Here is an 18,050-nt window from a genome sequence, read left to right as displayed (position 1 = left end):
CTACCGGTCTGGGTTAACTACTTCAGCAGACTCTTCAAGCTGCTCAGCGTCGCCCGGCCCCGGGCTTTATTAGCCTGTTCGCAGCCCGGATCGCGCCCTTCCCACTCCAGGTCCTCTTCGGGCAGCTCGTCGAGAAAACGACTCGGCACCGTGTCGATCACCTCACCGAACTGTTTCCGCTGTCGGGTCAAAGTCATGGTCAGGGTCTTGCGCGCCCGGGTGATCCCCACGTAAGCCAGCCGACGCTCCTCCTCGACAAAGTCGTCCTCGATGCTGTTTCGGTGCGGCAGCAACTCCTCCTCCATCCCCATCAGGTAGACGTGGGGGAACTCCAGGCCCTTGGAGGCGTGCAGGGTCATCAGCTGAACCCGATCGTCATCCTCGTCCTCCTCCTGCTGTTCGAGCATATCGATCAACAGCAAACGCGCCACCGCGTCTTCAATCTCGGCGTCCGGATCGTCTTCCTGCAACCGCTCCAGGGTTCGCTGCAGCGACTCGACCAGGAACCAGACATTGGCCATCCGCCGCTCGCCCTGAATCTCGGAGTTGCAGTTCTGGTAGGTCCAGGTCTCGTAATCGATATCGCGGATCATCTGCTTGACCGCCTCGATCGGATCCCCGCGGTGGCAATGCTCGTGCACCTGCTTGAGCCAGGTGCTGAACTCGTAAAGTTTGGTCTGCGCCCGGGCCGGCATCGCCTGGGCCAATTCCAGCTGGCCGCTGGCCTCGAACAGACTGACTTCCCGCTCGGTGGCGTAAGCGGCCAATTTCTCCAGCGTGCCCGGACCGATCTCGCGTCGCGGCAGATTGATAATCCGCAGAAAAGCATTGTCGTCGTCGGGATTTATCAGCACCTTCAGGTAGGCCATGATGTCCTTGACCTCGGCACGGGAGAAAAACGAGGTGCCGCCGCTGAGTTTGTAGGGGATCTGGTAGGTCTGCAGTTTCATCTCAATCAGCCGCGCCTGGTGGTTACCCCGATACAGCACCGCGTAATCGCGGTAGTGATTGCGCAGGTTCAAGCGTCGCTCGATGATGTCGGCGGCGATCCGATCCGCTTCGGCCTCTTCGTTGCGGGTGAACACCACCTTGAGCGGGTCACCGAATCCCATCTCACTCCACAGCGTCTTCTCGAACTCGTGGGGGTTGTTGGCGATCAGCTGGTTGGCGGCCTTCAGAATCCGGCTGGTGGAGCGGTAGTTCTGCTCCAACATCACCACCTTGAGCGACGGAAAGTCCTTCTTCAACAGACCCAGGTTTTCCGGTTTGGCGCCGCGCCAGGCGTAGATCGACTGGTCATCGTCGCCGACCACGGTCAGGCCACCACGAATGCCCACCAGCAGCTTCACCATCAGGTATTGGCTGGTATTGGTGTCCTGGTATTCGTCCACCAGCAGATAACGGATCTTACGCTGCCAGCGCTCCAACACGTCCGGCCGTTGCTGGAACAGCAGGGTCGGGATCAGGATCAGGTCGTCAAAGTCGACCGCGTTGTAGGCCCGCAGGTGGCGGTTGTAGTGGGCATAGACCCGCGCCGCCAGCTCTTCGTTGCCGTTACTGGCCTGCTGCAGCGCCCGCTCCGGCCCCAACAGGTCGTTCTTCCAGTTGGAGATGGTGTGCTGAATAAAGTCGACCAGATCGGTCTCTTCGAGCTGATCCTTCTGCATCAGCTCGCGGATCAGTGCCTGGGCATCCTGGGCATCGAAGATCGAAAAGCCCGGTTTGAAGCCCAGCAGTTTGTGTTCGCGACGGATGATATTGAGCCCCAGGTTATGGAAGGTCGACACCGTCAGCCCCCGCGACGCCGGTCCCTTAACCAGTTTGCCGACCCGCTCCTTCATCTCACGGGCGGCTTTATTGGTGAAGGTCACCGCGGCAATATGGTGCGCTTTGATACCGCAGGTTTCGATCAGATAGGCGATCTTGCGGGTGATCACGCTGGTCTTGCCGCTGCCGGCACCGGCCAACACAAGCAGCGGACCATCCACGTATAACACCGCCTCTTTTTGGCGGGGATTCAAATTTGTCACAAACAGGAGACCTAAAGCGATGGCCAGCGTGGCCGATATTGGTTAGATTACGAATCTTACCGTTCAGACTACGGGAATTATACTAGTTGGACATGTTGGGAAGTCATGCCGCCCGAGCTTAATCCGGATCACGGTACACCACCACACCTGTTGATCGTCGCGCCGAATGAGCCCGACTATCAAGCGGTGGTATGGCCATTGCTGCAGGCCCCGGTGCCAGGTTATCGACTAACCTGGAGCACATCCGTCCGCGAAGCCATGAGCCAGGGCCGCCGTGCCGAGTTCCAGATGATTCTGTTGGCGGACTGCTTTGCCGCCGATCCCAACCATAACTACCTGCACCTGGCCCGCCGTCACCAACTCAAGATTCCGGTGATCGTGTTCGGCCAATCGATCAAGAGCAGCCACGAAGAGCGCTTTATCGAAGACGGCGCCATCGATGTGCTGGAACTGACCAACATCAACCTCAATGTGCTGCGTCGTGCGTTCCGCTATATCGCCCGCCTGCAGCAGCAGCAACACCAGATCCGGACCCTACGCCTCTACGACGACCTGACCGGTGCCCCCTCGAGACTCAGCTTTACCGAGCAGCTCGGCCACGCCTTCGAGTACGCCGACCGCAGCGCCACCAAGTTGGGCTTGATGATGCTCAACATCGACGGCTTCAAACGGGTCCATAACGCCCTGGGACCGGAGATCGGCGATGAGACCATCAGCAAGGTCGCCTCACGCCTGCAGGCGGGTCTGGAAAGCGGTCAGGAGCTGGCCCGGGTCGGTGACAACCAGTTCGCGCTGTTGCTGCCCGGCGATCAGGATCTGCAAGCGCAGCTGAATAAACTGATCGATCGGATCTGCTATCTGCAGCAACGCCCCTACCGGGTTCAAGGCCACAACCTGGCGCTGGGCATCAGTATCGGCTGTGCCATCTACCCGGAAAGCTCCAAGGATATGGCCAGCCTGGTGCGCCATGCCGGCTCGGCCTTGCATCTGGCCAAGAAAGAGCGCGGCTGTACCTTCCGCTTCTACGAAGAGCGCAACTTCGAGGATGCGGTCAACCAGATCACGCTGGAGCCCGAACTGCTCAACGCCTTGCGCCAGGAACAGTTTGTGCTGCACTACCAGCCGCGCATCGATATCAATACCCAGCGCATCGTCGGCGTCGAAGCCCTGATCCGATGGCAGCACCCCGAGAAGGGACTGTTGTTCCCGGACACCTTTATCCCGATGGCCGAGAAGTCCGGCCTGATCGTGCCGATGGGCTACTGGGTGTTCAACAAGGCGCTCGAGGATATGAAGCTGCTCGATGCCCAGGGATGCGAACTCAACCGCATCGGCATCAACCTGTCATTCCGCCAGTTCCAGGACGACACCCTGGTTCCGACCATCGCCCGCCTGTTGTCGCGCAGCGGTATCCATGCGGGCCGGGTCGAATTCGAGCTGACCGAGACCGCGGTGGCGCTGAACGAACAGCATGTCAGCCAGTGTATCGCCGATCTGAGCACCCTCGGCGTGACCTTCTCGCTGGATGACTTCGGCACCGGCTACTCCTCCTTCGCCCATCTGCAGAAACTGCCGATCAATACCCTCAAGATCGACAAGGCGTTTGTGCAAGGGGTCACCGACAACCCGGATGACGCCGAGATCGTTCGCGCCATCATCAACCTGGCCCACAACCTGCGTAAAGATGTGGTTGCCGAAGGTGCCGAAACCGCCGAGCAGATCGCCTTCCTGGAGCGAAATGAGTGCGACCAGGTCCAGGGCTACTACTACAGCAAACCGGTTGCCCTGCCGCTGCTGTTCAAGCAACTCAAAGAACAACGTCAGAAACTGGCCGGTTCCGGTAGCGCTACCGATGCCGACAAGGACAGCGTCAGCAGCGCCTGACACCAACCGATAGTCGCTCAACCTTAACTCATTGCTCGATCCTGGCGTCGATAACTCAGCGACTGCAACAGATGGGACCGGTCGATATCGGTCGCCCCCTCAAGATCAGCCAACGTGCGCGCCACCCGCAACACCCGATGATAGGCTCGCGCCGACAGGCCCAGACGGTTCAACGCCTGCTGCATCAGCTGTCGGTTCTCCCGATTCAGGGCGCAATCCAGCTCCAGCTCTTGTCCCGATAAACGGTGATTCAATTTACCCCTTCGCCGCAGCTGCCGCTGACGGGCCAGCTCGACCCGTCGACGGACGCTGGCGGAATCCTCGGCCGGCGTGGTCGCTTCGATCAGTTCCTGCTCGCTCAGGGCGCCGACCTCGATCTGCAGATCCAGCCGATCCAGTAGCGGTCCGGAGATACGACCCTGATAGCGCTTGATCTGATCCGGGGTGCAGCGACAGCGCCCCGACGGATCGCCCTGATAGCCACAAGGGCAGGGATTCATGGCCGCGATCAGCTGGAAACGGGCCGGAAAGGTGACCTGGGCACTGGCGCGGGAGATACAGATCTGCCCGGACTCCATCGGCTCACGCAGCACCTCCAGCACCCGTCGGTCGAACTCCGGCAGCTCATCCAGAAACAGCACCCCATGATTGGCCAGCGAGATCTCCCCCGGTCTCGGCGTACTGCCGCCTCCCACCAGCGCCACGCCGGACACCGTATGATGGGGCTGGCGGAAGGGACGCTGTAGGTTCAAGGTGGTATCGGTCTGCCGAGCCACCGAGCGGATCGAGACCACCTCCAACTGCTCCTCCGGTGTCAACGGCGGCAGCAGGCTCGGCAAACGACTGGCCAGCATCGTTTTACCGGTGCCCGGCGGCCCCGACATCAGCAGGCTATGCCCCCCGGCGGCGGCGACCTCCAGCGCCCGTCGTGCCTGATACTGGCCGCGAACATCGACCAGATCCGGGCCGCCCGGTGACTGGCTCAGCGGCGGCGCCTGGACCGCCTGCAGAGGCTGCTGACCCAATAGATGGGCACAGGCCTGCAGCAAATGCTCGGCCCCCAGCACGTCGATATCCGGCAGCAGCGCGGCTTCATCGGCACAGGCCCTGGGAAGCAGCAAGGCGCGCCCGGCACGGCGCGCCTGCATCGCACTGGGCAACGCTCCGGGCACCGCCCGCAGCTCTCCCGACAGAGCCAGCTCGCCGATCACTTCGAGCCGATCCAGCTGCTGTTGTTCGAGCTGGCCGGACGCGCAAAGGATGCCCAAGGCGATGGCCAAGTCATAACGCCCGCCCTCTTTGGGCAGGTCGGCCGGTGCCAGATTGACGGTGATGCGACGCATCGGATAATCGAAGCGGCTATTGAGCAACGCACTGCGTACCCGTTCTTTGGATTCCTTGACCGCCGCCTCGGGCAGCCCCACGATCGAAAAACCCGGCAGGCCGTTGCTGAGATGAACTTCCACCGTCACCGATGGGGCGTCGATGCCCAGCAGGGCTCGACTGTGAACAATCGCCAATGACATAAACGGTCCCTGTTGCTGTCAGGCACAATAGATACCGCGCCATCCTGGTGCGGCCGAGAATGAAACAGATCAGGCTGATCTAATTCATTACCGAATTGATAGTAACGCAAAAGCGGTTCAGATGGCGCGATTCAGATAACCATCCGACCAGGGCGGCAAACGGATACCCTGCTGCTGTTGGCGCAACAGTTGCTCCAGACTATCCGCATCCACCGGCTTCGAGAACAGATACCCCTGCCCCAACGAACAGCCTTCATTGATCAGGTCGGTCAGGTTCTGGGGCAATTCGACCCCTTCGGCAACCACTTCCAACTCCAGACTTTTGGCCAGGCTGAGAATGGTCCGGATAAAGCGCAGGTCTTTGGGCTCGTTATTAAGGTCCTGCACGAATGACTTGTCGATTTTAAGCCGATCCACCGGCAGTTTTTTCAGGTGGCTCAAGGAGGAATAGCCGGTTCCGAAATCATCCAGTGCCAGCTCCACCCCAAGTTGATGGAGCCCGTGCAGGATATCCGGCGAACTTTCGATATCCTGCATGGTAGTATCTTCGGTCACCTCAATAATCAGACGACCGGGCTTGATACCGTAGTAATCGATGATGCAGGTCACCGAGCCGACCAGATCATGCTTGGTGTACATCCCCGGTGAGACATTGACTGACATCTTAATCCGAGACAGGTTGGCTGACTCCCAAACCAGGCTTTGTTTACAGGCGGTGGAAATGACCCATTCATTGAGCTCCAGCGCCAGATCGTACTGCTCGGCCACGGCCACCACTTCCAGCGGTGACACCATTCCGTGCTTGGGGTGATCCCAGCGCAATAGCGCTTCCACCGATTCAATCCGTCCTGTATCGAGCCGAATCAGCGGCTGGTAATGCAGCTCCAGCTGGTTATGCACTATCGCCTGACGCAGATCTTCAGCCAGCTCACGGCGCCGCTGCAGCCCCAGGTTCATCTGCAATTCGAACAATCGATAAGCCTGGGCCGGATCTCGCTTGGCTCGATACATGGCCATGTCGGCGTTGATTAAAACCTGGGAAAGGGTGGCGCCGTCATCCGGGAAGATACTGACGCCAATACTGACCGACGCCGGAACCCGATTATCCCCGACATCGATCTCCACTCCGATCTCGTTGCTGAGCCGGGTCGCCAGTTTTTCACACAGTTGTTGATCCACCCCCTGCTCCAGCACGATGGCAAACTCATCGCCACCCATACGCGCAACCATCTGATCTTTGGGTACGACATCCCGCAACATCTTGGAGACCTGAATCAACATCTCATCACCGGCCGCATGGCCCAGGCTGTCGTTGATCTCCTTGAAGTTGTTCAGGTCCAGCATCAATAGCCCAATTCGGTGGTTGCCCAGCTTGGCCCGGGCTTCCACCTCGGCCAGATGCTGATTGAGGTACTTACGGTTGGGTAACTGGGTCAACTCATCCAGCAGTGCCTGGAGCCGATTGCGGGCACTTTCACGAACCACCAGCACGACCAGAAAGGCCCCACTGAGCAACAACCCGAACATCGACAACCCGAAGCCAACCGGCTCGGTGGCACTCAGATTAGGAGTGCCTTGAAAGCTACGGACATTGAAAGCGCGGACCTCGGTCTGCAGACGTCGAAACGGCCGGGCGATCTGCTGAGCATAGTCCCAGTTACCCGGCTCCAAGGCCAACAGCGCCTGCTCACTGAAGCGCAGCTGCTGCCACAGCGAACTGAACAGCTCGGCAGCTCCCGGCAGGCTACGGATCTCTTGGGTTTCGGTCCCGATACTGAGCACCTCCATTCTCGACCACAGCAGATCGAAACGAAGCATCAACTGCTCACGGGTGATACGCCCGGCACCTGTCATCTCAAGGGCGTGCAGAAAGCGCCGTAACTCCCCTTCCAGCTCGGAAGAGGCCCAGGCACCGGTTTTTTCCGCCAACGCCAGCTGGGTGACTGTTTCGGCATGACGTTGATAACTGAGCACGGCACTGGTTGCGAAGAGGGTCACAACCAACAAAAGAATGCCGTAACGTAGCACCTGCTGAATATTCATCGGGCTGGGAAGGGTGTATTAAGCAAGCAGCATGATCAGGGCTGAACCTCAAGCCGGTTCAGCTGCCAGACCATCGCCGGATGATGGCGCTGATGATCGAGCTCGGGGTAGTCGGACATCGGATACAGAATCCACAGCGGTCCCTTATCACGAACCCGCATCGGTCTGCCGTCAGCCCGGATGGCAATCATCACCGGGTAGTCACGGATCGGTTCGAGATCGATCACCGAGTGGTAGTCATTCAGGGCATGGGCCACCACCTTGCTGCCTTTCGCTCCCAGTTGCTGGAGTAACTCCTTCAGCAGCACCCCTTGATATTGGTGCTTACCCTCGGTCCAGGGCGTGGTGGTATCGAATGAATGCTGCGGCATGGCTTCGAGCATCGCCCGATCGAAACGGGCCTGGCCCGGTGCATTGGTATGTTCAATCGCGCCGGTCACCGTCAACAGTACATCACCGTTGGGTTGGTCCAGGGGGGCCGCCTGACTCGTAACAGCCGCTAAGGGTCCGATCAGAATTGACATCAACAGCAAGCGAAGCCCCTTTTGCACGCTCCACATAATTCCTCTCCGTCATCGGTTTTTTATTATTTGACCCATACTATAGTCCGCTCTCGGCTATAGATTGCGATACTGCTTTATAAGGATCGGATCCTTGCATAGCAAGTCGCGTAAAGGAAAATCACGGTTTGCACTGAGCTGGCGCAAGGGATGCCGACAAACAGGACGGCTGAGCCTGTCGGCGGCCCAGCTGCTCAGGAGCGTTCCAATTCGCTCAAACGCTTTTCCAGCTCATCGACCAGTTGGCGAGTTCGACTCAAGACCTCGGCCTGGCTGTCAAACTCTTCCCGGGTAACCAGATCAAGCCGCGCGAACGCGCTTTGCAGAATCAGATTCACGCTGTGGCGCAGCTCCTGTTGGGTTTGCTGCGGCGCTTGTCCCAGCAGTTTGCTGAACTGCTCATTGAGGTTTTCCAGTAGCTGAGGAGGGATCATCTGGGCTCCAACGGTTAAATGGTTTGATTGCCGCATTCTAGCACCCCTGCCGTCTACCCTGCGACCACAGCCCCCTCCCGCTCTAGTGCCTTCAAGCCTAGGCGTAGCTGCCGGCAGCACAGCAACGCACCACAGCAGTGCATGCACCACAGTAGTGCCTGATTATCGTGCCCTAGCCTGGGACCTCACCCGCTAACCAACCGACCAAAACTCTCAAAAAACCACCTAACTAACTGTTATTCAACAACTAAGGGAACCTGGCACAGCTAATGCTAAATCCTCACCAACGGCACCCGACAGCTTAGGTCGATGCCCAAGTACTTAACCCTCAGGAGATTTAGCCATGAAACTTATTTCGGCTGTGATCAAGCCCTTCAAACTGGACGACGTGCGTGAGGCACTGTCCGAAATCGGTGTCCAGGGCATCACCGTTACCGAAGTCAAAGGCTTCGGCCGTCAGAAAGGCCATACCGAGCTCTACCGGGGCGCGGAATACGTGGTCGACTTCCTTCCCAAGGTCAAGCTCGAAGCCGCGGTCAGCGATGAGATCGTCGACCAGGTGATCGAGACCGTTTCCAAAACCGCCAACACCGGCAAGATCGGTGACGGCAAGATCTTCGTCAGCGACCTGGAACAAGTTATCCGAATCCGCACCGGCGAAACCGGCGACAGCGCCCTTTAAGTGCGCGATTGGGACATAGGTAACCAAGAGGAATCATCATGGAAAACCAGATTTTTGAATTACAGTACGCAATGGACACCTTCTATTTCCTGGTGTGCGGCGCGCTTGTTATGTGGATGGCCGCTGGCTTTGCAATGCTCGAAGCGGGCCTGGTACGGTCCAAGAACACCACCGAGATCCTGACCAAGAACGTCGCGCTGTTCGCGATCTCCTGCATCATGTACCTGGTGGTCGGTTACGACATCATGTACGGCGGCGGCATCTTCCTGAACGGCATCGAGTCGGTCGATGTTGAGCAGGTACTGGCCGACTCCAAGGAAGCCGGTTTCGGCGGTGACTCGGTCTACTCCGGCGCCTCCGACTTCTTCTTCCAGGTTGTGTTTGTCGCCACCGCGATGTCAATCGTCTCCGGTGCTGTGGCCGAGCGCATGAAGCTGTGGGCTTTCCTGGCTTTTGCCGTAGTCATGACTGGCGTGATCTACCCGATGGAAGGTGCCTGGACCTGGAACGGCGATGACGTTTTCGGCATGTACAACCTGGGTGACCTGGGCTTCTCCGACTTCGCCGGTTCCGGCATCGTTCACATGGCCGGCGCCGCTGCCGCCCTGGCTGGTGTACTGCTGCTGGGTGCTCGTAAGGGCAAATACGGCGCCAACGGTTCGGTCAATGCGATTCCCGGTGCCAACCTGCCGCTGGCAACCCTGGGTACCTTTATCCTGTGGATGGGCTGGTTCGGTTTCAACGGCGGTTCGGTACTGAAGCTGGGTGACGTCAACAGTGCTCACTCTGTCGCGATGGTGTTCCTGAATACCAATGCTGCCGCTGCCGGTGGTGCGATTGCAGCCCTGATCACTGCCCGCATCCTGTTCGGTAAGGCTGACCTGACCATGCTGCTCAACGGTGCTCTGGCGGGTCTGGTGGCGATCACTGCCGAGCCGTCTACGCCGACCGCTCTGCAAGCGACCCTGTTTGGTGCCATCGGTGGTGCCCTGGTGGTGTTCTCCATCATCACCCTGGACAAGCTGAAGATCGACGATCCGGTCGGTGCCATCTCCGTACACGGCACCTGCGGTCTGCTGGGTCTGCTGCTGGTACCGGTGACCAATAGCGGTGCAACCTTCTCCGGCCAGATCATCGGCGCTCTGACCATCTTCGTCTGGGTCTTCGCCTTCAGCCTGATCGTCTGGAGTGTTCTGAAAGCCGTCATGGGTATCCGTGTCAGCGAAGAGGAAGAGTACGAAGGTGTCGATATCGCCGAGTGCGGCATGGAAGCCTACCCGGAATTTACCAAGGGGTAAGTTAGCCAAGGGCTGAGCCCGACCTCAAACGACTGAACTCGACTTGGGCGCCTACGGGCGCCCTTTTTTATTCTCCAGAATCAATAAATGATAAATGGCAGAATAAGTACCAAAAAATCAGGCAATTAGCCGACTTGGTCATTCAAAAAATGATGGAAATAGGGTTAACTTAGTTACTGCTTATGCAGTACTCCCCAGCAAGGGGCTCCAGATAGTTGTCATGATGCTCAAGTGGTGAAGTAACAGATCGAATAATTCATGCAGGAGCCACCCGGTTTGGAGCGATGATCGCTACCAGCCGACTCACTGACGTCACGCCTCCTGCCCTGTACCAACACCAATGCATTACCATCCCAAGGGAAGGAGGGTGTTACCCGATGAAAGTTAATCTGCCGGTTACCAATCGTGAAATTCCGGTTCGCCAGGAGCAATCGATCATCTCGATGACCGACCTTAAAGGCGCCATCACCTACATCAACCAAGATTTTATCGAGATCAGCGGCTATACCGAGGAGGAGCTGATCGGAAAGAACCACAACATCATTCGCCATCCGGACATGCCGCCGGCCGCCTTTAAGAACCTGTGGGACACCGTTAAAGCGGGCAATCCCTGGCGCGGTATGGTCAAGAACCGCTGTAAGAACGGCGACCATTACTGGGTCGACGCCTTCGTAACCCCGGTGATCAAAGACGGTCAAACGATCGGCTACCAATCGGTTCGCAGCAAGCCGAGCCAGGACCAGATCGATGCCGCCGAATCCCTCTACACCAAGGTCAACAACCAAAAGCTGGCCGAGCTACCGAAGCAGCGCGATCTGCGGATGGGGATCTCCAGCCAGTTCAAGTGGCTGCAGAGCCTCTGGCTGATCTTGATGCTGGCGGGCCTCTGGCTGGCCAGCAGCGGTAGTGACACCGCGCTGTTCAGTTTTGCCGCGTTGGCCCTGGCGCTCTACGGGCTAGGCTTTTTCTGGGTTAATCAGCAGGTAACCCAACCTCTGCGCGTCATGGTCAAAGCGACCAAGTCGCTGGCCAATGGTGATCTTCAGGTCCCTATCGTGGCCGATAAGGTCGGTGGCATCGGGGATATGCAGCTGTCGCTGAACATGGTGCGTGCACGGATGAAGACGGTTATCGGCCGGATTCAGGAATCCACCAATGATCTGGCCGCCGCCTCCACCCAATTGAGCAGCATGAGCAGTCAGACCAACGACGGCATGCAGGCGCAGATGATGGAGACCGAACAGATCGCCACGGCCATGAACGAAATGAGCGCCACGGTTCAGGATGTGGCCGGCAACACCACCCAGGCGGCCGAAGCTGCCAACCAGGCCGACAGGGATGCCGAGAGTGGACGCAAGATCGTCGCCCAGACCCAGCAGACCATTCTGACCCTGGCCAACGAGGTCAACGAGGTCGAGCAGGTGATCAACGGCCTACACCAGGACAGCAATGATATCGGCACCATTCTGGATGTGATCCGCGGTGTGGCCGAGCAGACCAATCTTCTGGCCCTGAATGCCGCCATCGAAGCGGCCCGGGCAGGCGAGCAAGGCCGAGGCTTTGCCGTGGTTGCCGACGAAGTCCGATCGCTGGCCCAACGGGTGCAAAGCTCTACCGAAGAGATCCATCAGATGATCGAAAAATTGCAGCAGGGAGCCGGACGAGCGGTCACCGTGATGGGTAAGGGCCGGGAGAGCGCCGAACGCTGTGTGCAGGAAGCCCAAAACGCCGAAGAAGCGCTGGACCGGATCAGCGAGTCGGTAATGATGATCCGCGATATGAGCACCCAGATCGCCACCGCGGCCGAGCAGCAGTCGAGCGTGTCCGAGGAGATGAGCCGAAATATCGTCGCGATTCGGGATATGTCCGAGCAGACCGCCCATTCATCGGTTCAGACCACCGAGGCCAGTCAGGAAGTGGCCGTCACCGCTGGCCGGCTGGAGACACTGACCCACGATTATCGAACCTGATCGACTTACCAAAGGGGCCGCTCCAGGCCCCTTCTCTTCACCACTGGGGCAGAGCGTCCACAGCTGCTTCAACGCTGTAACACTTATCAAAACGTCCTAAGCCTCGATAAAATAACTTCATATCAACCAGTTAGAAAACAATAACCATGGATAAATAATGGTTATTAGTTTCACAACTGAAACAGTCTCAGTCGCGGTTCGAAACCTTGAACTTGTAACCCCGCATTCCCAACAACGATTAACGCTCTGATTCATAGGCATAAATCCATCACTACAAGAGAGCAGCAGGGTTCGGACTGCCTCGTTGCCGTTACAGCTCACCCTTAATTGAGCCTCAGAATCCCTCCCCTTGCCTTATCACCACCTCAACCAGAAATAACTTTCCCAATTATTCCAAGGCTTTATAACCCGTTCATCGGCATGGACTGAAACTTGCTGAGTGTTGACTGCTGGTATGGGTGAGTTATCGCTCGCGTCTTAATCGCAGCGCCATACCCCCCCCCGGATAACAAAATCCACCCACAAGGGCTGGAACTCGACAGTAAGGAGGAACGGGCTTCAATCGGCGTCGCAGGGTGCCTCGAATGCATCAACGCGGGCCGATCAATGGGGGAGTTGTAGAAATCCTTATCTGACAGGTTCATCGAGGGAGAAGAATGATGAAAAGACCTAATATCATCGCAGGGACGTCGGTGTTAGCGCTCGCGCTAGCTGTCTCCAACGCTTATGCGAACCCAATCAATAAATTCAACTTTGGCGATAAACAGACTAATGAAGTCACCGCCACGGCCACCGCAACCGGTGGACAAGGCGGAAATGCCAACGGCGGCACCTCCTACGGTGGTTATGGTGGTGACGGCGGATACGGTGGCGACAGTTCCAGTGCGGACGCCGCCAATAATCAGACCGGTAGCAGCAACAGCGGTTCTGCCGATGCCTATAACGACACCTACGGCGGTGACAGTAGCGGTGATGCTACCGGCGGCAACACCAATGCCGGCTCCGGAGGCTCCAGCGGTGACGCCAACGGTGGTAGCGGCGGCGGCCATACGGCCGATGCCAGCGATAACGGCACGGTAACCCAAACCGCCGTCCCTGGTGGCGGCTCGAATGATAACCGCTCCAATGATCAGGCCTCCGCCCAAGGATCGGCCGATGGTGCCGCTGGTGGTGTCAACACCGCCGGTAATGGCGGTAACGCCAACGACGGTGGCGCTGCCATGAGCGGCAACGGTGGTGCCGGATCCAACACCGGCGATGCCAGCGCATCAACCCAGGCTGGTGATACCGCCCACAACGGTAACAACACCGCCAGCTCAACCGCAGGTAACGGTTCTGCCGGTGGTTCCGGTGGTGCCGGTGGCCCCGCCTGGGGTGGCACAGCCGGTGGTGGCGGTGATGCCAGTGCTTGGAGTGAGTCCTTCAACACGGTTACCGAAGTAATCGCCTATCAGACCCTGGACGCCAACGTAACCGGTAACAGCATCACCATCCACGGTGGTATAGGTGCAGCCGGTGGTAACGGCGCCATGGGCGGCAATGGTGCAGCCGGTGGTAACGGCGGTACCTCCGTCGGTGCTTCAATCGGTGGTATCGGTGTCGGATTCGGTGATGGCGGCGACGCCAACGGCGGTACCGGCGGTGACTCCAACGCCAACAACAATGACGGTGGTAACGGTAATAACGGCGGTAACGGCGGCAACAGCGGCAACGCCAACGCCAACGGTGGTACCGGTGGTAATGCCGATGCCAACGGCGGCACCGGCGGTAATGCCAATGCCAACGGTGGTACCGGCGGTAATGCCAACACCAACGGCGGATCAACCGGCTATGCCGATGCTAACGGCGGCACCGGCGGCAACGCCAACTCCAACGGCGGCACCGGCGGCAACGGTAATGCCAATGGCGGATCCAGCGGCTATGCCGATGCCAATGGTGGTACCGGTGGTGACGGCTATGCCGACGGTGGTACCGGCGGTAATGCCAACGGTAATGGCGGCACCAGCGGTGACAGCTATGCCGATGCAGGTACCGGTGGTAATGCCAACGGTAACGGTGGTACCGGCGGTAATGCCAATGCTAACGGTGGTACCGGTGGTGACGCCTACGGTTCCGGTGGTTCTGGTGGCTACGCCGACGGTAACGGCGGCTCCGGCGGCTATGCCGATGGTGATGGCGGAACCGGTGGTGACGCCAACGGTAACGGCGGTTCCGGCGGCTACGCCGATGCCAACGGTGGACCGGCTGATGCGGCCTCCGATGGCGGCATGGGCGGCAACTCAACCGGCGGTAACGCGGCTAACGGTAACGGCGGCGCAGGTGGAGACACCTTCACCAGCACCGGTGGTAATGCCGATATGGCAGCAGGCGGCGCTGGCGGCCCTGGCGGCACGGGTGGCGCAGCAACCGGTGGTACCGGCGGCATGGCTGACGGCATGGGCGGTACCGGCGGAATGGCTGACGGTACCGGTGGTACCGGCGGCATGGCCGATGGTACCGGTGGTACCGGTGGTACCGCTGATGGTACCGGTGGTGCCGGTGGTCTGGCCGATGCAACAGCAGGTACTGCGGGTAATGCCGACGGCACCGCAGGCACTGCAGGTGCAGCTAACGGTGGCACCAGTGGTTCAGGTACGGCCGATGGCCTAGCCGGTACCGCAGGTAGCGGTAATGCCGGCACTGGCACCGGTGGTATGGCCGACGGTGGTGCGGCCACATCCGGTACAGCTGATGGTGGCACCGGCGGCGGTGGTATGGCCGATGGTGGTACAGCGACCGGCGGTATGGCCGATGGTGGTACAGCCACCTCCGGCAATGCTGATGCAACCGGTGGTACCGGCGGTAGCGCCGATGCCATGGCGGGTACCGGCGGTGGTGCCGATGGTGGCACCAGCACCGGCGGTAATGCCGATGCCATGGCCGGTAGCACTACCGGAGGCGCCGGCGGTGACGCGGGTGACGGCGGTGATGGCAGCGGTACCGCAGGTAACGGTGGTAACGCCGATGCGATCGCCGGTAACGGCGGCGTAGGAACCGGCTCCGGTTCTGGCGGAGCTGTCAACGCTAACGGAGGTGCTGGCGGTGCTGGCGGTACTGGTGGCGCTGGCGGTGCCGGTGGTGCCGGTGGTAACGGCGACGGCGGCGTACTGTCGACCGGTATGGCGACCCTGAATGTCGGTAGCGGCACCTTTGGCGGTATCGCCAATATCAACCTGTCTACCGGTATCTATAACGCTCAGCTGTCGGCTACCAACGTGGCGGCACACAGCAACGTCAATATCGGCAATTAATAGCTGAAGCAGTCGTCGGCGAGCCCTCGGGCTCGCCGACAGTCAGCCAGGTCGCATCCTGATTCACGTCAGATGGGGTGCGAACTAAACCGACAGGGAACCAACGCAGAAACTGAGGGAGTAAGAGTCATGGACAAACAGCTCTTTCAACATCCCGGTCTACTCGGCAGTTCGCTGCTGTTGGCGGCTGCACTGGTAAGTCAACCGCTCAGCGCAGAGAGCCTGGATCACAGCATAGGTTTTGAAGACAGCGTCCGTCTCAGCGAGAACGAGTTAGCGACCCTGAACGGTCGGGACAGCCTGACCAACGTACAGAGTATCCAAGAGCTCGAGGCTACGGTCAGTAACAGCTCGTTTACCGCCGACACCATCATGTCCGGCGGCATCACGATCGAACAGCATGCCCTCGATAATTTTGAGGGGGTCGGCATGTTCAACCTTTTCACGGGCAATAACAACGCGGTGAACTCGGCGGTAGGTATCAGCATTTACCTGTCCGAGTAAGCGACCAGCAATCGCAAATCAGGAGGCGGCTATGAAACGCTTCACCTGCACTATCATGCTGCTTGGCGCGCTGCTCTATCCAACCGCCCAGCCCATTGAGGCCGGGACAATCAACCTTTCCGGGCCTTTCGGCAGCATCAACATCAAGGCCAAAAGCCTGCAGGAAATGCGCTGGGACCGGGTTATCAAACAGAAATATGATTTCAGTTGCGGTTCAGCAGCGGTTGCCACCCTGCTGACCTATCACTACAACCTGCCGACCGACGAAGAAACGGTGTTCCAGGCCATGATCAAGGTCGGTGATCGAGCCAAAATCCAGCAACACGGCTTCTCCATGCTGGATATGAAGCGCTATCTCGATAGCCGGGGTTTTCACTCCGACGGCTTCAAGATGTCGCTGGATAAGCTGATCCGAATCGGCATGCCCGGCATCACCCTGCTCAACACCCAGGGTTACCGCCACTTCGTCGTGGTCAAAGGACTCGATGAAAACCATGTCCTCATCGCCGATCCCGCCGTGGGCTCGGTCGTGGTACCGCGCAGCCACTTCGAAACGATCTGGAACGGCGCCATTCTCGGCGCACGCGCTTATACCGAGATCGCCAAATCCAATTTCAACCATGATACCGACTGGCGCATCCGACCCCGCTCGCCGATCGGCCATGGGGTAAACCGAACCAGCCTGTCCACCTACCTGATGAATCTGCCGGGCCGTAACGAGCTGGGTAAATAATCATGAAACATTTTCTTATCAATACTTTAAAGTCCAGCAAACCGGTAAGAACCGGACTGCTGGGGCTGTTTCTGCTGGTGGCGGCACCCGTTCAAGCTGCAACCGATTCCTCCTTGATAAGCAGCCCTCGGGTTGCCGATCAGGTCGGTGCCTATGCCGGGGTTGAGCCTCTGGATCTCAGCGCAATGGACCAGATGCGCGGTGGTTTTTCGTTCGGCAATCTGGAGATGCGCTTCGGTGCCACCCTCAGTACGCTGATCGACAAAGTCAGACTCGACACCGTATTCAATATCACCGAACGGGGCGCCGAGGTCGTATCCCAGGCTCTAACCCAGCTGGCCCAGATCAATCCCGCCAGCGTAACGACGGTCCAGCAGACGATCGCTGCAGCGACGACACAAACCACTGCCAAACCGCCCACCGATTCGGTGAACAACAATACCGCTTCCACTCACTCCACGATTTCAGGGCCTGCGGCCAGTGTGACACCTGTAACAGGAACTCCCTCGGCCCTGCCCGCTGTTCCGGTGGAGCAAGTGGTCGCAGCGCCCTCTCCGGCGGCGCAACCTGCTACCTCCATCTCGACCCCTTCGACGACGGCTGCCCAGGTTGTAACACCGACGGTGGCCCCCTCAACCGTTACGGCCACAGGAACCTCACCCTCATCACCTACCGTCCAGTCAGCCCCGCAACCCAGTGCGGCTACCGCTCAGTCATCAACAGCCGTGGTGATTGGTCCCGACAATCCGACTTCGATCACCGATCTGACCCCGGTCGGCATCAAGCTGGATGGCCTGACCAGCTCGGGTAATTTCGGTGGGCTGGTGATCAACAACCAGAAAGGCTTTACCGCCGCGGTGCACAAACTAACCCGTGAGGCGGCCATCAGCGCCGTGATCAGTAACGCCAACAACCTCAAGGTTCAACAGAAACTGGATATACGCATTGAGGTGGCCAATACCAAGAGTGCACGACAGGCGGCGATGCGGGCCGCTATGGGACGCCTGGCTGGCGGGATGTTCCGCTAGGTCATTGCGCCTTGCCGCAGTGAAGTGAAGCATCGTCTGACCTGTCGGCTGGCAAACAATCACCCAAC

13 protein-coding genes are annotated in these 18,050 nt (G+C 59.0%); 8 read left to right on the top strand and 5 right to left on the bottom strand.

Features of this window, described 5'->3' with window-relative positions:
- Window positions 1–17: 17 nt before the first annotated feature.
- On the bottom strand, window positions 18–2,030 hold the full coding sequence (gene rep / locus ACO05M_RS04830; RefSeq protein ID WP_421868479.1) for a DNA helicase Rep: 2,013 nt from the start codon (window positions 2,028–2,030) through the stop codon (window positions 18–20).
- 105 nt (window positions 2,031–2,135) lie between these two features.
- Between rep and ACO05M_RS04825 the strand changes: the two genes are divergently transcribed.
- The gene (locus ACO05M_RS04825) at window positions 2,136–3,914 is read left to right on the top strand and encodes an EAL domain-containing protein (protein WP_421868477.1); all 1,779 of its coding nucleotides are present in this window, start codon (window positions 2,136–2,138) and stop codon (window positions 3,912–3,914) included.
- Window positions 3,915–3,937: 23 nt separating this feature from the next.
- On the opposite strand, the gene ACO05M_RS04820 is transcribed toward ACO05M_RS04825, so the two are convergent.
- The 4 genes from ACO05M_RS04820 to ACO05M_RS04805 all read right to left on the bottom strand — a co-directional run bounded on the left by ACO05M_RS04820 (window position 3,938) and on the right by ACO05M_RS04805 (window position 8,477).
- Window positions 3,938–5,440 (bottom strand): YifB family Mg chelatase-like AAA ATPase, encoded by a 1,503-nt coding sequence (locus ACO05M_RS04820; protein WP_421868475.1) that lies wholly within the window; start codon window positions 5,438–5,440, stop codon window positions 3,938–3,940.
- A gap of 117 nt (window positions 5,441–5,557) precedes the next feature.
- On the bottom strand, window positions 5,558–7,483 hold the full coding sequence (locus ACO05M_RS04815) for a putative bifunctional diguanylate cyclase/phosphodiesterase (protein ID WP_421868473.1): 1,926 nt from the start codon (window positions 7,481–7,483) through the stop codon (window positions 5,558–5,560).
- Window positions 7,484–7,518: 35 nt separating this feature from the next.
- Entirely contained in the window at window positions 7,519–8,043 is a 525-nt protein-coding gene (locus tag ACO05M_RS04810) for a molybdopterin-dependent oxidoreductase (RefSeq protein ID WP_421868471.1), read from the bottom strand.
- A 194-nt stretch (window positions 8,044–8,237) separates the two neighbouring features.
- The gene (locus ACO05M_RS04805) at window positions 8,238–8,477 is read right to left on the bottom strand and encodes an accessory factor UbiK family protein (protein ID WP_421868469.1); all 240 of its coding nucleotides are present in this window, start codon (window positions 8,475–8,477) and stop codon (window positions 8,238–8,240) included.
- A gap of 343 nt (window positions 8,478–8,820) precedes the next feature.
- Between ACO05M_RS04805 and glnK the strand changes: the two genes are divergently transcribed.
- The 7 genes from glnK (at window position 8,821) to ACO05M_RS04770 (ending at window position 17,982) form a co-directional block, all read left to right on the top strand.
- The gene (glnK, locus tag ACO05M_RS04800) at window positions 8,821–9,159 is read left to right on the top strand and encodes a P-II family nitrogen regulator (protein WP_114696714.1); all 339 of its coding nucleotides are present in this window, start codon (window positions 8,821–8,823) and stop codon (window positions 9,157–9,159) included.
- A gap of 38 nt (window positions 9,160–9,197) precedes the next feature.
- Window positions 9,198–10,457 (top strand): ammonium transporter, encoded by a 1,260-nt coding sequence (locus tag ACO05M_RS04795; protein ID WP_421868467.1) that lies wholly within the window; start codon window positions 9,198–9,200, stop codon window positions 10,455–10,457.
- A 377-nt stretch (window positions 10,458–10,834) separates the two neighbouring features.
- Window positions 10,835–12,427, top strand: a complete 1,593-nt coding sequence (locus tag ACO05M_RS04790; RefSeq protein WP_421868466.1) for a methyl-accepting chemotaxis protein — start codon at window positions 10,835–10,837, stop codon at window positions 12,425–12,427.
- A 692-nt stretch (window positions 12,428–13,119) separates the two neighbouring features.
- Window positions 13,120–15,717 carry a beta strand repeat-containing protein gene (locus ACO05M_RS04785; protein ID WP_421868465.1) on the top strand — a complete coding sequence of 866 codons (2,598 nt, stop codon included), beginning with the start codon at window positions 13,120–13,122 and terminating at the stop codon, window positions 15,715–15,717.
- Window positions 15,718–15,846: 129 nt separating this feature from the next.
- Window positions 15,847–16,221, top strand: coding sequence for a hypothetical protein (locus ACO05M_RS04780; protein WP_421868463.1), 375 nt, complete (start codon window positions 15,847–15,849; stop codon window positions 16,219–16,221).
- A 31-nt stretch (window positions 16,222–16,252) separates the two neighbouring features.
- Window positions 16,253–16,954, top strand: a complete 702-nt coding sequence (locus tag ACO05M_RS04775) for a C39 family peptidase (RefSeq protein WP_421868461.1) — start codon at window positions 16,253–16,255, stop codon at window positions 16,952–16,954.
- A 2-nt stretch (window positions 16,955–16,956) separates the two neighbouring features.
- The gene (locus ACO05M_RS04770) at window positions 16,957–17,982 is read left to right on the top strand and encodes a hypothetical protein (RefSeq protein WP_421868459.1); all 1,026 of its coding nucleotides are present in this window, start codon (window positions 16,957–16,959) and stop codon (window positions 17,980–17,982) included.
- The last annotated feature ends 68 nt before the right edge of the window (window positions 17,983–18,050 follow it).

The sequence above is a fragment of the Motiliproteus sp. genome (assembly GCF_965230735.1).
In the GTDB taxonomy this organism is placed as follows: Bacteria; Pseudomonadota; Gammaproteobacteria; order Pseudomonadales; family Balneatricaceae; genus Motiliproteus.
The sequence above is the reverse complement of the archived record's forward strand: the minus strand, read 5'-3'. Positions and strand labels throughout refer to the sequence as shown.

Excerpts from the sequence above, each read along its gene's own strand:
- ACO05M_RS04825 (WP_421868477.1), top strand. The coding sequence starts at position 2,136 with ATGCCGCCCGAGCTTAATCCGGATCACGGTACACCACCACACCTGTTG.
- ACO05M_RS04820 (WP_421868475.1), bottom strand. The coding sequence starts at position 5,440 with ATGTCATTGGCGATTGTTCACAGTCGAGCCCTGCTGGGCATCGACGCC.
- ACO05M_RS04815 (WP_421868473.1), bottom strand. The coding sequence starts at position 7,483 with ATGAATATTCAGCAGGTGCTACGTTACGGCATTCTTTTGTTGGTTGTG.
- ACO05M_RS04810 (WP_421868471.1), bottom strand. The coding sequence starts at position 8,043 with ATGTGGAGCGTGCAAAAGGGGCTTCGCTTGCTGTTGATGTCAATTCTG.
- ACO05M_RS04805 (WP_421868469.1), bottom strand. The coding sequence starts at position 8,477 with ATGATCCCTCCTCAGCTACTGGAAAACCTCAATGAGCAGTTCAGCAAA.
- glnK (WP_114696714.1), top strand. The coding sequence starts at position 8,821 with ATGAAACTTATTTCGGCTGTGATCAAGCCCTTCAAACTGGACGACGTG.
- ACO05M_RS04795 (WP_421868467.1), top strand. The coding sequence starts at position 9,198 with ATGGAAAACCAGATTTTTGAATTACAGTACGCAATGGACACCTTCTAT.
- ACO05M_RS04790 (WP_421868466.1), top strand. The coding sequence starts at position 10,835 with ATGAAAGTTAATCTGCCGGTTACCAATCGTGAAATTCCGGTTCGCCAG.
- ACO05M_RS04780 (WP_421868463.1), top strand. The coding sequence starts at position 15,847 with ATGGACAAACAGCTCTTTCAACATCCCGGTCTACTCGGCAGTTCGCTG.
- ACO05M_RS04775 (WP_421868461.1), top strand. The coding sequence starts at position 16,253 with ATGAAACGCTTCACCTGCACTATCATGCTGCTTGGCGCGCTGCTCTAT.
- ACO05M_RS04770 (WP_421868459.1), top strand. The coding sequence starts at position 16,957 with ATGAAACATTTTCTTATCAATACTTTAAAGTCCAGCAAACCGGTAAGA.